Here is a 13680-nt window from a genome sequence, read left to right as displayed (position 1 = left end):
CATGAACAGCGCCATCACGCCGCCGATCACGAAGAACGCGAACGACGTCACCAGATACAGCGTGCCGATGGTCTTGTGGTCCGTGGTCGTCAGCCACTTGATGCTCTTGAGGTTCCTCACGCCCCGCCTGTGTCCGCGTCCGGCCCGCACGTCACACTCGACGGACGAGACGAGCGTCACGAAAACAGCCGTGACGACGACGAGGGTGCCGGACAGATACGGAGCATGAGCAACGACGAGATCTTCGCCGCTGCCTACCGGGAGCACTACTGGGCGGTCAGCCGCTATGTGGCGCGCCGGCTGGCCGGGCACACGGGCGAGGTCGAGGAGGTGGTGGCGGAGGTCTTCACGGTGGCCTGGCGCCGCCGTGCCGAGCTGCCGCACGCCCCGCTGCCCTGGCTGTACGGGGTGGCACGCAACTGCCTGGCCAACGCGGTACGCGGACAGGGGCGCCGGCGCCGGCTCCTGGCCCGGCTGGGCAACGACGACGCGGCCCACGGGCGGCACATCACCTCGGGACCCGAGGCGGAGCCGCCCGGCGGCTGGGTGCACGAGGCCCTCGCCCGGCTCTCCGCCAAGGACCAGGAGGTACTGCGGCTGACGGCCTGGGAGCAACTCGGCGTGGACGAGCTGGCCGTCGCCCTCGGCTGCGGCAGCCGGGCCGCGTCGATGCGGCTGCACCGCGCCCGCGCCCGGCTGAGAACGGAGATCGACCGCATGGGCCCGCCCACCGCCGAGGCCCCGCACGCACCGCGTCCGGCGGCCACCGCCGACGCCACCCCCGCGAAGGAACACGGCCATGGCTGACGAACTCGACCTCCTGCGCCGCGCCGATCCGGCGCCGGCCGACGCCCCGCCCTTCGCCGACGGGCCGCTCGACCACCACGGCGAGCGTCACCTGCACCGGCTGCTGCACGGGCGGACCCCCTCTCCGGGGCGGCCGGCCCGCCCGCGGCCCGCCCGCCGCGGAGTCCGCCTGGCCTGGGGCCTCGCCGCCACCGCCGTGGTCGCCGTGACCGCCGTGGCCCTGCTGCTCGGCGGACCGGGAACGCCGCCCGCCGTCGCCGCACCCCGCCCGCTCGTCGTGCGCGCCGACGCCACCCCCGTGTCGCTGGACCGGCTCGCCGAGCGTGCCGAAGCGGTCGCGGCCGACGGCGGGCCCGCACTGCGCAGGGGCACACACGTGCAGTCCTGGAGCCTGGGCATGTCGGACGACGCGCCCCCGATCACGCTGCCCGAGGAGCGCATCGTGCGCTGGACGGCCGACGGCCGGCACACCGAACTGGTGGTGGCCACCGACCCGCGCCATCCCGGCCGCCCGGTGCTCGGCGAGGACGAGGACGGCAACCCCCGCCAGGTCGAGGACGGTCACGTCATCAGCGACAGGACGTACCCGCCGAGCTGGAGCGACGCCCCGCCCGCCGCCCGCCCGCCGCACGAGGCCGGCCGGCTGCGCGCCTATCTGGAGGAGGCGCAGCGCACCCCCTCCCTGGACACCTCCCAACTGCTGGACGCGGCCGCCCTGCTCCTCGACAACTGGACCCTGGGCGCCCGCGAGTCGGCGGCGCTCGCCCGGCTCCTGGCCGACACCGGCGGACTGCGGCCCGCCGGGAAGGTCACCGACCGCCTCGGCAGGCCGGGCCAGGCCTACGTCCACGAGACGACCGGCGTGCGCCGCATGCTGATCATGGACCCGGCCAGCGGCGCCGTCCTCGGTCTGGAGACCACGTTCACCGAGGCACAGCCGGAGTACGGCGTCACGGCGGGCGACGTCATGGAGTACAGCGCCTGGACCCGCTGACCGGCTGGCCGGCTGACCCGGTCGTCCCCGAGGGCTCCGGGTCTACTCGTCCCAGGCCTGGATCATGGTCTGCTCGACGATCTCGCCGTCCCGCAGGGACAGCATCGACTCCGAGAGCACCCGCACGCCGTCGGGATAGGTGCACTCCTCGGCGAACGCGGCCCCGTCGCCCTGGACGACGCAGCGCGTCATCCGGTGGGTCATGTCACGGCTGTAGACGTCGTCGAGCATCTCGGCGATCTCGTCCCGGCCGTGCAGGACCTTGGGCCGGCTCGGCTGGTCGTACCGGTCGACGACGCGGACCTCCGCGTCCCGCGCGTACAGCGACAACAAGGGTGCCGCCGACTCTCCTTCGATGCCCCGGCGCAGTGCTTCGGTGTCGAAGCCGGGACCTGTCGCGGTACTCATGACGACCTCCTTCGTACGTCGAAGGCCGCGGCCCGCAGCGGGAACGGGCCGTCTCGGCCCTCTCCCTCCGAGCCTGCACCCTTCCGGCGCCCGGGGCAACGCCCGCCGGGGCTGCTCCACCCGGGTGACCGGCACCGTCGGCCCGTGTCCGCCCCCGGCCCGTCGGAGTTGCGCAGCACATGATCTCAACACGACGTATCGTCGCCGTCGTCGGCCTCGCCGCCGGGGTCACCGGCCTCGCCGCCCCGATGGCGAGTGCGGCCGGCGGCCCGCCGGCCGCGGAGAAGCTCAGCGTGACCGACACCCTCGACTCGCTCGCGGTCGGTGACATGCCCGCCGAGGACCGGGCGCGGATGCCGCTCCCGTCCCAGCAGCTCAACCGGCTGCACGACCTGGAGCAGCTCCAGCAGGTCACCGGCCTGGTCTCGCCCCTCTTCGGCGCCGTTCCCGCCCTGGGCTGACGCCCTCGTCAGCCGCCCGCCGCCAGGAACTGGGTGGCCGCCAGCTCCGCGTACAGCGGATCGGCGGTCACCAGTTCCCGGTGCGTGCCGACCGCGCGGACACGGCCCGCGTCCATCACCACGATCCGGTCGGCCGTCGTCACCGTCGACAGCCGGTGCGCGACGACCAGCACCGTCGTCGTCCGGGCCACGTCCGTCACGGTGTCGCGCAGCGCGGCCTCGTTGACCGCGTCGAGCTGCGAGGTCGCCTCGTCGAGCAGCAGCAGGCGGGGCCGGCGCAGCAGCGCCCGGGCGACGGCCACCCGCTGGCGCTCGCCCCCCGACAGCTTGGTGCCGCGATGCCCCACGAGAGTCTCCAGGCCGTTGGGCAACCGCTCCACCAGACCGTCCAGCCGCGTGGTCTTCAGCACGGCGGCGAGGCCGGACTCGTCCGCCTCCGGATTGCCCAGCAGCAGGTTGTCCCGCAGGGAACCCGACAGCACCGGGGCGTCCTGCTCCACGTACCCGATCGCGGCCCGCAACGAGGCCAGCTCCCACTCCCCGAGGCTCCGGCCGTCCAGCGTGATCTCCCCGGAGTCCGGGTCGTAGAACCGCTCGATCAGGGAGAAGACGGTGGTCTTGCCCGCGCCGGACGGGCCGACGAACGCCGTCATGCCCCGGGCCGGCACCTCGAAGCTCACCCCGTGGTGGATGTACGGCGCGTCCTCGGAGTAGCGGAAGCGGACGTCGTGGAAGGCGACGGACGCCGGCCGCTCGCCCGGCGACGGCAGGGGCACCGGCCGGGCCGCCGGTTCCGCGGGCAGGCGCAGCGCTTCCTCGATCCGGCCCAGCGCCGCCCGGCCCGTCTGGTACTGCGTGATCGCGCCGACGACCTGCTGGATCGGTGACAGCAGGTAGAAGACGAACAGCAGGAACGCGACCAGCGTGCCCACGTCGATCGCTCCGGTCGCCACCCGCGCGCCGCCCACCGCGAGCACCGTGATGAAGGCGACCTGCATCGCGAGGCCGGCCGTGTTGCCCGCGGCGGCCGACCACTTGGCGGCACGCACGCTCTGGCGCCAGGAGTCCTCGGCCGCCCGGTGCAGCACCCTCTCCTCCCGCGGCTCGGCACCCGAGGCCTTCACCGTGCGCAGCGCGCCGAGGATCCGCTCCAGTGCGGCGCCCATCACGCCCACCGCGTCCTGGGCCCGCCGGCTCGCCCGGTTGATGCGCGGCACGATCAGGCCCAGCACCGTGCCCGCGCCCACCACCACCGCCAGCGTGACCGCGAGGAGCACCGCGTCGACCACGCCCATCATCACCAGCGTCGCCACCAGGGTCAGCCCGCCGGTGCCCAGGCCGATCAGGGAGTCGGTGGTGACCTGGCGCAGCAGCGTCGTGTCGGAGGTGATCCGGGCCATCAGGTCGCCGGGCTCGGTCCGGTCCACCGCCGTGATCCGCAGCCGCAGCAGATACGACGACAGGGTCCGCCGCGCCCCGAGGACCACCGACTCCGCGGTGCGCCGCAGCACGTACGAACCCAGCGCGCCCAGCACCGTGTTGGCGACCACGAGCGCCGACATGGCCAGCAGCGCCCCGGTGATGGGCCGGTCGTGCGCCAAGTCGTCGATCAGCTCCCGCGCCACCAGCGGCAGCAACAGCCCCGTGGCCCCGGTGACCAGGGAGAGCAGGGCGCCCCCGAACAGGGCCGTGCGGTGCGGCCGTACGTAGGACAGGAGCAGCCGCCAGGCGGGCGCGGAGGTCTCCGGCTGTGCGGTGGTCACGTCGCTCCTTCGGCACGCGGACGGGGCCCTCAGGCTACGTCGGCGTCCGGCGCCGTCCTGCGGCGGTCCGCCCGCGACCTGCCGCACCCCGCGAACCGCCCTGTCACCTGCTCCTTTCCGATCACTTGCGCGTAGGGTCTGGGGGAACGCTGAACGGCCGAGGAAGGGGTCAGGAGCATGGCGCAGGAAGTACGCGGTGTGATCGCGCCGGGCAAGGACGAGCCGGTACGGATCGAGACGATCGTCGTGCCGGACCCCGGTCCGGGCGAGGCCGTGGTGAAGATCCAGGCCTGCGGGGTGTGTCACACCGACCTGCACTACAAGCAGGGCGGCATCAGTGACGACTTCCCCTTCCTGCTCGGCCACGAGGCCGCGGGCGTCGTGGAGTCGGTCGGCGCCGGAGTCACCGACGTGGCCCCCGGCGACTTCGTGATCCTCAACTGGCGTGCCGTGTGCGGCAAGTGCCGGGCCTGTCTGCGAGGGCGGCCCTGGTACTGCTTCGACACCCACAACGCCGAGCAGAAGATGACCCTCGCCTCCACCGGCCAGGAACTCTCCCCGGCCCTCGGCATCGGCGCCTTCGCCGAGAAGACCCTGGTCGCCGCCGGACAGTGCACCAAGGTCGACCCGGCCGCCTCCGCCGAGGTGGCGGGGCTGCTGGGCTGCGGGGTGATGGCCGGCATCGGCGCCGCCATCAACACCGGCAACGTCGGCCGCGGCGACACCGTCGCCGTCATCGGCTGCGGCGGCGTCGGCGACGCGGCGATCGCCGGGTCCCACCTGGCGGGCGCGGCCAAGGTCATCGCCGTGGACATCGACGACCGCAAGCTGGAGACCGCCCGGGGGATGGGCGCCACCCACACCGTCAACTCCCGCGAGACCGACCCCGTCGAGGCGATCCGCGAACTGACCGGCGGCTTCGGCGCCGACGTCGTCATCGAGGCCGTCGGCCGCCCGGAGACCTACCGGCAGGCCTTCTACGCCCGCGACCTGGCCGGCACCGTCGTCCTCGTCGGCGTCCCGACCCCCGAGATGAAGCTGGAACTGCCGCTGCTCGACGTCTTCGGCCGCGGTGGCTCCCTCAAGTCCTCCTGGTACGGCGACTGCCTGCCCTCCCGGGACTTCCCGATGCTCATCGACCTGCACCTCCAGGGCCGCCTGGACCTCGGCAAGTTCGTCACCGAGACCATCCGCCTCGACGAGGTGGAGCAGGCCTTCGACCGCATGCACGCCGGTGACGTGCTGCGCTCGGTGGTGGTGCTCTGATGGCCCCCCGCATCGAACGCCTCGTCACCTCCGGGCAGTTCAGCCTCGACGGCGGCACCTGGGACGTCGACAACAACGTCTGGCTCGTCGGCGACGACCACGAGGTCGTCGTCATCGACGCCGCCCACGACGCCGACGCGATCGCCGAGGCCGTCGGGGACCGCCGGCTGACCGCCATCGTGTGCACCCACGCCCACAACGACCACGTCAACGCGGCGCCCGCGCTCGCCGAACGCACCGGCGCCACGATCTGGCTGCACCGCGACGACCTGCCCCTGTGGCAGCAGACCCACCCGGACCGGGACCCGGACGCCTGGCTGACCGACGGCCTGGTCATCGAGGCCGCGGGCGCCGACCTGACCGTCCTGCACACCCCGGGCCACGCGCCCGGCGCGGTCTGCCTCCACGACCCCGGTCTCGGCACCGTCTTCACCGGCGACACCCTCTTCCAGGGCGGACCGGGCGCCACCGGGCGCTCCTACTCCCACTTCCCGACCATCATCGACTCCATCCGCGACAAGCTGCTCGTCCTCCCGCCCGAGACGGAGGTCCGCACGGGTCACGGCGACTCCACGACCATCGGTGCCGAGGCCCCGCACCTGGAGGAGTGGATCGAGCGGGGGCACTGACCGGCCGGGACACGCGGCAAAGGTGACAGAAGATGTCCGGCTTTCCCGCCACCCTCGAACCTGACACCACCCGTGCGCGACCGCGTGCGGGACGTGAGGGAGAGGAACGGGAGCCGGACATGACAGGGTCACCGAAGGGTTCGCAGGCGGGCAGGGTCGCACTGGTCGCCGGGGCGACCCGCGGCGCCGGACGCGGCATCGCCGTCGAACTGGGCGCGGCCGGCGCCACCGTCTACGTCACCGGCCGCAGCACCCGCGCCCGGCGCTCGGAGTACGACCGCCCCGAGACCGTCGAGGACACCGCCGACCTGGTCACCGAGGCGGGCGGCCACGGCATCGCGGTACCCGTCGACCACCTCGACGCGGCGCGGGTCGCCGGCCTCGTCGACCGCATCGCCCGCGAACAGGGCCGGCTCGACGTCCTGGTCAACGACATCTGGGGCGGCGAGAGACTCTTCGAGTGGGACACCCCCGTCTGGGAGCACGACCTCGACAACGGGCTCAGACTGCTGCGGCTCGCCGTCGAGACCCACGCGATCACCAGCCACCACGCCCTGCCGCTGCTGCTGCGCCGCCCGGGCGGCCTGGTCGTCGAGGTCACCGACGGCACCGACGCCTACAACCGCGACCACTACCGCAATTCCTTCTTCTACGACCTCGCCAAGACGTCCGTCCTGCGCATGGCCTTCTCCCTCGGGCACGAGCTGGGTCCGCGCGGCGCCACCGCCGTCGCGCTGACCCCGGGCTGGCTGCGTTCCGAGATCATGCTCGACGAGTTCGGCGTGCGCGAGGAGAACTGGCGCGACGCCCTCGACCGCGTGCCGCACTTCGCCATCTCCGAGACCCCCCGCTACGTCGGCCGCGCGGTCGCCGCCCTCGCCGCCGACCCGCGCGTGGCCCGCTTCAACGGGCAGTCCCTCTCCAGCGGCGCGCTGGCCCAGGAGTACGGCTTCACCGACCTCGACGGCAGCCGCCCGGACGCCTGGCGCTACCTCGTCGAGGTCCAGGACCCGGGCAAGCCGGCCGATGTCACGGGGTATCGCTGAGGGACGGCAGGGGCAGGCGGGCGGAATGCCCGGTGGGCAGGCCCAGGTCGGTCCGTACGGCGGAGTAGTAGTCCGCCCGTGCCGCGCGCTGCCGTTCGAGCACGTCCCGCCACGCCGCACGGTCGGAGGTCTCGGCGCGCACCAGCCGTTCCATCTCCATGAGGACGACGACCCAGGCCCGCGCCTTCTCCACCACCTCGGGACTGCCCAGCAGGAGCAGAGCCTCCCAGTAGGGGTCGCGGGCCGCCGTGGCCTCGGCCATCGAGGCGTCGGCCTCCGGGGCCGGCAGCGGGTGCGGGTGCGGGTCCAGACCCAGGGCGGAGGCTCCCCGGTAGGTCAGGGTCACGGACTTCTTCACCGCCCGTGCGTAGTCCGCGTACGCCGTGAACCGCCGCTCCTGCCAGTGGGCCTCCCGTTCCCGCCGGAACCGTGCCCGGTCACCGCGGACCACGGCGAGATAGGAACCGAGCGCGCCGATCACGACGCCTATGAGTGCGGGGAGTTGCTGCCAGAACGCGGACATGGCCGCACGGTATCTGCCCCTGTGATCGTCGCGGTACTACCGTCTGGCCCATGACGGACACCACGCGATTCACCGACCACACGGCACTCGTGACGGGCGCGGCCCGGGGCATCGGCGCGGCCACCGCGCGGCGGCTCGCCACGGAGGGGGCGCGGGTGCTGCTGACCGACGTGGACCTCGACGCGGCGCGGGATACGGCGGCGCGGCTGACGGAACAGGGGCTCACCGTCGAGGCGTTCGCCTGCGACGTGGGTGACGGGGCGTCCGTCGAGGCTGCCGTGGCCCACGCCGCGGACGCCTTCGGCGGTCTCGACGTGCTGGTCAACAACGCCTACTCGTGTGCGCCCGACGCCCCGCTCTTCGAGGACGGACCGGACGAGACCTGGGCCCGCGACCTCGACGTCACCCTCACCGGCGCCTACCGCTGCTGCCGGGCCGCACTGCCCCACCTCGCCGCCTCGGGACGCGGTGCGATCGTGAGCATCGGCTCGGTCAACGGCGTGCAGGACTTCGGGAACCACGCCTACAGCGCCGCCAAGGCCGGGCTCGCGTCGCTGACCCGCACCCTCGCCGGGCACGCGGCACCGCGCGGTGTCCGGGTGAACCTCGTGACGCCGGGCACGGTGCGGACCACGGCCTGGGAGGGCCGGGAGGAGGACCTGGCGGCCGTACAGGGGCTGTATCCGCTGGGGCGCGTGGGCGAACCGCAGGACATCGCCGCGGCCGTCGCCTTCCTCGCCTCGCGCGACGCCTCCTGGATCACCGGGACCACCCTCACGGTCGACGGGGGCCTGACCGCGGTCAACACCGGCTTCCGGCGGGCCGTGGCGGAGCGGGACGGCAGGGACTGACGGGTAAGGGCCGTCCGGTGGCGTTTGTCACTGTTTCGTCGCGACGCCCGGCGGCAGGCAACCAAAGCCGCCGGGCGGCGGTCTAGCAGGCGGGGATCGCACCAAGGCGACCTTCCGCCCAGCGCACCGCCTCGACGCGAAAGGCATGACCGGCCATGGGGGACACACGTCGACGGGGAGCCGTCGCACTCGGGATCACCGCACTGGTGGCACCGCTCACACTCGCACTCACCGCGGCACCGGCCCAGGCCGCGAGCTGCACCGCGAAGGCGGGCCCGTACCAGAAGAAGGTGGAGAAGTTCCTCGGCCGCACGGCCGACGGCAAGCAGTCCACCGCCGACTGCCAGGCCATCCGCGCCTTCCAGACCAAGCACGGCATTACGCCCAACGCCGGCTACGCGGGTCCCGTCACCTGGGGGGTGATGGACCTGATGACGAAGCAGAAGGCGGTCGGGAAGAACCCGAACAAATCCGGCAAGTGCCCGACCAACAAGGGCCGTATCGCCTGCGTGAACCTCACGCTCCAGCTGAGCTGGATCCAGGACGGCAAGAAGCTCGTGTACGGGCCGGTCCCGGTCCGTACCGGGCGCGACGGCTACGAGACCCGCACCGGGCTGAAGAAGGTCTACTGGCGCCACATCGACCACGTCTCGACGATCTACCACGTGGCGATGCCCTACAGCCAGTTCTTCGACGGCGGCCAGGCCTTCCACTCCGTCGGCGTCAGCGTGTGGAACCCGCCGGGCTCGCACGGCTGCGTCAACATGACGAAGACCGACGCCAAGAAGTACTGGTCGCTGCTGAAGAAGGGCGACGACGTCTACGTGTACGGCCGCAAGCCGGGCACCTGATCCCGGCGCGTGTGCGGCAGGACGCAGGGGAGGGGAGCGAACTCGCCCGCAGGTCTTGACAGATGAGAAGATCGACGTGATCAGTAACACGGTCCGATATGTCCGATTGGCTCGCGATTACTCACATCGTCTTCACGCCGGGCGCCGTATGCTTCACAGCATGTCCACTGTTGAACCCTCCTCCGAGCGATCGGCTGCCGAGGTCAACGAGGAGATCCGGGCCCTGTGGCTCCGGTCGGGCGGGACACTGAGCGTCGAGCAGCGCGCGGAGTACCAGCGGCTCGTCATGGAGTGGGCCAGCGCGGCCCCGGAGTCCGCGAACGCCGCCTGACCGGCCCCGAAGGCTCCTCGCCCCGGCCCGTCGGCAGCAGTCACGGGCCGGTCCTCGCACCGGCCCGGGTCAGCCCCACATCGCCGAGTACCGCCGCCGGTACGCCTTGCGGTCCTGCTCCGTGCGGATCCACCGCGTGGCCACCAGCGCCACGAGGCTGCCCGCCACGACCAGCAGCCCCGGACCGAGGCCGCGACGGTCCGTGAGCCGGGCGAGCAGGGGCGTGCCCCCGGCGTCCGGCACCGGGGCCGGTGTCCCCGCCGGCGCGCCGCCCGGCGCCGAGGTGCCGGCCGCGGCACCCTCCCGGCCGGAGACGATCAGGCGGACCCCGAGCGACTCCATGGCCTCCGGCAGCGGCTGGAAGAACGTCGTGCCGCCCTCGGCGCAGTCACCGCTGCCTCCCGAGGCCACGCCGAGCGCCAGGCCCTCGGAGAACAGCGGCCCGCCGCTGTCCCCGGGTTCGGCGCACACGTCCGTCTCGATGAGGCCGGTGACCCTGCCCTCCGGGTAGTTGACCGTCGCGTCCAGCGCCGTCACCCGCCCGCCCCGCAGCCCGCTGGTGCTCCCGCTGCGGAACACCCGCTGCCCGACCGCCGGTTCACCGGTCCCCGTGATCCGCACGCCCTTGCCGTCGCCGACCGCCACCACGTCGGCGCCGTCGCCCGCCTCGCCGTCCGCGTACGCCACCAGGGAGAAGTCGTCCCCCGGGAAGCTGCGGGCGACCGTCCTGCCGATCGGCCGGTCCCCGCCGCGGTCGCCGAACCAGACGGAGCCCGTCGGCCCGCAGTGGCCCGCGGTCAGCACGAAGTCCTTCGTGCCGTCGCTCACGTTGAACCCCGCCGAGCAGCGGCCCGCCGTGGACAGGATGGGCTCGGCCCCGTTCAGGCGGGTGGTGAAGGCGCCCCCGGTGCGTTTCGTGCGGACGAACCCGCCGATGCCCTCGGCCACGCCGGTCAGCCGCGCCCAGTCGGACCCGGAGACCGTGCGGTCGCCGCGCACGACCACCTCGTTGGCGCGGTAGTCCAGCACCCACGCCGTACCGGGCACCTGGGGGGCCGCGCGCAGCGCCGAGACCGCCGACCTCAGCTCGGACATGCTGTGCCGGACCGTCTTCGCCGTGGCACCGGCCCGCCGCACCGCGTCGGCCGCGGACTCGTCCGTGACCGCCACGACCGGCCGCCCGTCCGGGTCCACCCAGTGACCGGCCGTGCGGTCGCCGCCCAGCCGGGCCACGAGAGCGGCGCCCGTGCCGGACGCGCTCCGCGCCGAGGGGTGCGGCGCGGCGGACGGGCCCACGGGCTCACTCGCCACGGCCCGGGTGACCATCGTCGCGCCGAGCAGCAGCCCGCCCACGGCCGCCAGCCGTGCCACTCGCCGGACGCTGCGTCGTCGTGCGTGCCTCATGCGTGCGCTCCCCACCCCGACGGCGCGGCGTCACCGCCGCGGGGGCCTCCGGACGAGGAGCACCCTCCTCCCGTACGGCGGCGGAACGCGCGGTGTTCACCCCGCCCGTCACGGCGTCCTATCTTGGGCGCATGACCAGCATCCCGCAGGACCAGTCCGGAGAACCGAACCCCCTGCACGCGCTCACTTTGGAGGAACTGCGCCGCCGCACGAGCATGAAGTGGCGCACCCACCCGGCGGACGTACTGCCGCTGTGGGTGGCCGAGATGGACGTGCCGCTCGCCCGATCCGTCGTCCGCGCCGTCTCGGGCGCCATGGAACTCGGAGACACCGGCTACCCCGCCGGCACCGCCTACGCCGAGGCACTGGCCGGCTTCGCGGGCAAACGCTGGGGCTGGGACGACCTGGCCGTGGAGCGCACGGCGCTCGTGCCCGACGTGATGCTGGGCGTCGTCGAGATGCTCAAGCTGGTCACCGGGCCCGGTGATCCGGTGATCGTCAACCCGCCGGTGTACCCGCCGTTCCACGCGTTCGTCGCCCACCTGGACCGGCGGGTGGTCGAGGCGCCGCTCGGCCCCGGTCTGCGGATCGACCTCGATGTGCTGGAGGAGGCGTTCCGGCGGGCCGTCGCGGGTGGCGGCCGGGCGGCCTACCTGCTGTGCAGCCCGCACAACCCGACCGGCACCCTGCACACCGCGGAGGAACTGGCCGCCGTCGCCGCCCTCGCCGAGCGCCACGGCGTCCGGGTCGTCGCCGACGAGATCCACGCGCCCGTCGTCACCGCACCCGACGCGCGCTTCGTGCCCTACCTGAGCGTGCCCGGCGCCGAGCGCGGCCTCGCGCTGATGTCCGCGTCCAAGGGCTGGAACCTGGCCGGCCTCAAGGCGGCCCTGGCCCTCGCGGGACCCGGTGCCGCCGCCGACCTGGCACGGATGCCCGAGGAGGTCGGCCACGGGGCGAGCCACGTGGGCGTCCTCGCCCACACCGCAGCCCTGCGCGACGGCACCGCCTGGCTGGACGCCGTGCTCGCCGGGATCGACGAGAACCGGCGGCTGCTCACCGGCCTGCTCGCGGAGCGACTGCCCGGGGTCGTCCACCGCCCCGGGGAGGCGACCTACCTCGCCTGGCTCGACTGCCGCGCCCTGGGCCTGGGCGACGACCCGGCGCAGGTCTTCCTCGACCGGGGCCGCGTGGCGCTCAGTTCCGGGGTCCCCTTCGGCAGCGGCGGGGCGGGACACATACGCCTCAACCTGGCGACCTCGCCGGAGGTGCTCACGGAGGCGGTGCGGAGGATGGCGGCGGCCCTGGAGTGAAGCGCGGGGGCCCGGGCGCCTGCGCGTCGCGGGCCCGTCCGCGTACGGGTCTAGACTCCCGGACCATGGACGACGCGTCACTGGACCGGCTCGGCACCGGCAAGTACCTGCTGGTCACGACCTACCGCAAGAACGGCACCCCGGTCGCCACCCCGGTGTGGGTCGTGCGCGACGGGGACGCGCTCGGGATCTGGACGGTGGCCGACTCCTGGAAGGTCAAACGCGTCCGCAACCGCGCCGACGTGCTGGTGGGCCCCTGCGACGTGCGCGGGAGGCCGACCGGTGACCAGGTCCCGGGGACGGCGGAGATCTGCGACCCGGCCACCACGGCCCGGTACCGCAAGCTGCTGATCCGCAAGTACGGCGTCCTCGGCCTGCTCACCCTCCTCGGCAGCCGCCTGCGCCGCGGGCTCGACGGAACCGTGGGGATCCGCATCACGCCGGGACCCGCACCGGCGGCCGGGAACTGACCCGCCCTCAGGTCCAGGCCCGGCAGGTATCGTCGACCAACTGGAAGACCGGCTCGCCCCGCACCGGGTCCTTGGCCGTGGACAGCCGTACCCGGTCACCGCTGTGGATGCCGATGAGCGGGCCCATGACCCGGCCGCGCAGCACGAAGCCCTCGGTCATCTCGATGAGGGAGACGTTGCGGGCGGCAGGGGTGTTGCGGTGCACCACGGTGGCGTGGCGCACCGTGCCCGTGCCCTCGCTCCGTTCGGTCCGCAGATCGCTGCCGCGGCAGACCGGACACAGCACCCGGTGGTACATGGCGGTGCCGCACCAGGTGCAGCGCTGGTAGAAGACGGCCTCGGTGTCCTGAGCGCGGCCGTCGGCCGCGGGCTCGAGCAGGCCCGTCGCGGGGCCGGCCGTCTGCTGAGCGACGTTTCCTGAGTGGTACACGCTGGTCAACTCCCTGCGCTCGGGCCGGAATCCCGCATGCGCGGTCACCGGGCACGCGGGTGCGCGGCTCACCGTGCCGCCGTGCACGCAGCACAGCGTATGGCACTCAGTGTCACTCGTAAAGGCACTCCGT

At 73.5% G+C, this 13680-nt stretch carries 16 protein-coding genes; 11 read left to right on the top strand and 5 right to left on the bottom strand.

The window, feature by feature from the left end:
- The first annotated feature begins 225 nt into the window (after window positions 1-225).
- A complete protein-coding gene (locus IG88_RS0134430) occupies window positions 226-807 on the top strand; it encodes an RNA polymerase sigma factor (RefSeq protein ID WP_031049826.1) in 582 nt (193 codons plus the stop codon).
- On the top strand, window positions 800-1801 hold the full coding sequence (locus tag IG88_RS0134425; protein ID WP_031049825.1) for a CU044_5270 family protein: 1002 nt from the start codon (window positions 800-802) through the stop codon (window positions 1799-1801). The genes IG88_RS0134430 and IG88_RS0134425 overlap by 8 nt, the downstream gene beginning before the upstream one ends.
- Before the next feature lie 42 nt (window positions 1802-1843).
- On the opposite strand, the gene IG88_RS0134420 is transcribed toward IG88_RS0134425, so the two are convergent.
- The gene (locus tag IG88_RS0134420; RefSeq protein ID WP_031049822.1) at window positions 1844-2209 is read right to left on the bottom strand and encodes a nuclear transport factor 2 family protein; all 366 of its coding nucleotides are present in this window, start codon (window positions 2207-2209) and stop codon (window positions 1844-1846) included.
- A gap of 179 nt (window positions 2210-2388) precedes the next feature.
- Here IG88_RS0134420 and IG88_RS0134415 point away from each other — a divergent pair, with 179 nt between their 5' ends.
- The gene (locus IG88_RS0134415) at window positions 2389-2670 is read left to right on the top strand and encodes a hypothetical protein (protein ID WP_031049819.1); all 282 of its coding nucleotides are present in this window, start codon (window positions 2389-2391) and stop codon (window positions 2668-2670) included.
- A gap of 8 nt (window positions 2671-2678) precedes the next feature.
- On the opposite strand, the gene IG88_RS0134410 is transcribed toward IG88_RS0134415, so the two are convergent.
- Window positions 2679-4433, bottom strand: coding sequence for an ABC transporter ATP-binding protein (locus tag IG88_RS0134410; protein ID WP_031049817.1), 1755 nt, complete (start codon window positions 4431-4433; stop codon window positions 2679-2681).
- Between the two features lie 177 nt (window positions 4434-4610).
- On the opposite strand from IG88_RS0134410, the gene IG88_RS0134405 reads away from it, so the two are divergent.
- The 3 genes from IG88_RS0134405 to IG88_RS0134395 all read left to right on the top strand — a co-directional run bounded on the left by IG88_RS0134405 (window position 4611) and on the right by IG88_RS0134395 (window position 7374).
- Window positions 4611-5699, top strand: a complete 1089-nt coding sequence (locus tag IG88_RS0134405) for an S-(hydroxymethyl)mycothiol dehydrogenase (RefSeq protein WP_031049815.1) — start codon at window positions 4611-4613, stop codon at window positions 5697-5699.
- A complete protein-coding gene (locus IG88_RS0134400; protein WP_031049813.1) occupies window positions 5699-6328 on the top strand; it encodes an MBL fold metallo-hydrolase in 630 nt (209 codons plus the stop codon). Before IG88_RS0134405 ends, IG88_RS0134400 begins: the two co-directional genes overlap by 1 nt.
- Before the next feature lie 119 nt (window positions 6329-6447).
- Window positions 6448-7374 (top strand): SDR family oxidoreductase, encoded by a 927-nt coding sequence (locus tag IG88_RS0134395; RefSeq protein WP_031049809.1) that lies wholly within the window; start codon window positions 6448-6450, stop codon window positions 7372-7374.
- On the opposite strand, the gene IG88_RS0134390 is transcribed toward IG88_RS0134395, so the two are convergent.
- On the bottom strand, window positions 7358-7897 hold the full coding sequence (locus IG88_RS0134390) for a hypothetical protein (RefSeq protein WP_031049806.1): 540 nt from the start codon (window positions 7895-7897) through the stop codon (window positions 7358-7360). The genes IG88_RS0134395 and IG88_RS0134390 overlap by 17 nt on opposite strands.
- Before the next feature lie 50 nt (window positions 7898-7947).
- Between IG88_RS0134390 and IG88_RS0134385 the strand changes: the two genes are divergently transcribed.
- The 3 genes from IG88_RS0134385 (at window position 7948) to IG88_RS0134375 (ending at window position 9930) form a co-directional block, all read left to right on the top strand.
- A complete protein-coding gene (locus IG88_RS0134385) occupies window positions 7948-8748 on the top strand; it encodes an SDR family NAD(P)-dependent oxidoreductase (RefSeq protein ID WP_031049803.1) in 801 nt (266 codons plus the stop codon).
- A gap of 155 nt (window positions 8749-8903) precedes the next feature.
- Complete coding sequence (locus IG88_RS0134380; protein ID WP_031049800.1) at window positions 8904-9599, top strand: L,D-transpeptidase family protein; 696 nt, start codon at window positions 8904-8906, stop codon at window positions 9597-9599.
- A gap of 148 nt (window positions 9600-9747) precedes the next feature.
- The gene (locus IG88_RS0134375; RefSeq protein ID WP_030402927.1) at window positions 9748-9930 is read left to right on the top strand and encodes a hypothetical protein; all 183 of its coding nucleotides are present in this window, start codon (window positions 9748-9750) and stop codon (window positions 9928-9930) included.
- Window positions 9931-9999: 69 nt separating this feature from the next.
- Here the strand turns inward: IG88_RS0134375 and IG88_RS0134370 are convergent, their stop codons facing one another.
- Window positions 10000-11334, bottom strand: coding sequence for a S1 family peptidase (locus IG88_RS0134370; protein ID WP_031049797.1), 1335 nt, complete (start codon window positions 11332-11334; stop codon window positions 10000-10002).
- Window positions 11335-11465: 131 nt separating this feature from the next.
- On the opposite strand from IG88_RS0134370, the gene IG88_RS0134365 reads away from it, so the two are divergent.
- Together IG88_RS0134365 and IG88_RS0134360 are read left to right on the top strand one after the other, a co-directional pair.
- Window positions 11466-12647: a MalY/PatB family protein gene (locus IG88_RS0134365; protein ID WP_031049794.1), complete on the top strand. Its 1182-nt coding sequence runs from the start codon at window positions 11466-11468 to the stop codon at window positions 12645-12647.
- Between the two features lie 65 nt (window positions 12648-12712).
- The gene (locus IG88_RS0134360; RefSeq protein ID WP_031049791.1) at window positions 12713-13117 is read left to right on the top strand and encodes a PPOX class F420-dependent oxidoreductase; all 405 of its coding nucleotides are present in this window, start codon (window positions 12713-12715) and stop codon (window positions 13115-13117) included.
- Between the two features lie 7 nt (window positions 13118-13124).
- Here IG88_RS0134360 and IG88_RS0134355 read toward each other — a convergent pair whose 3' ends face one another.
- Window positions 13125-13547, bottom strand: a complete 423-nt coding sequence (locus IG88_RS0134355) for a Zn-ribbon domain-containing OB-fold protein (RefSeq protein ID WP_031049788.1) — start codon at window positions 13545-13547, stop codon at window positions 13125-13127.
- Window positions 13548-13680 lie beyond the last annotated feature (133 nt).

It is taken from the genome of Streptomyces sp. NRRL F-5650, assembly GCF_000721365.1.
In the GTDB taxonomy this organism is placed as follows: domain Bacteria; phylum Actinomycetota; class Actinomycetes; order Streptomycetales; family Streptomycetaceae; genus Streptomyces; species Streptomyces ardesiacus.
The sequence above is the reverse complement of the archived record's forward strand: the minus strand, read 5'-3'. Positions and strand labels throughout refer to the sequence as shown.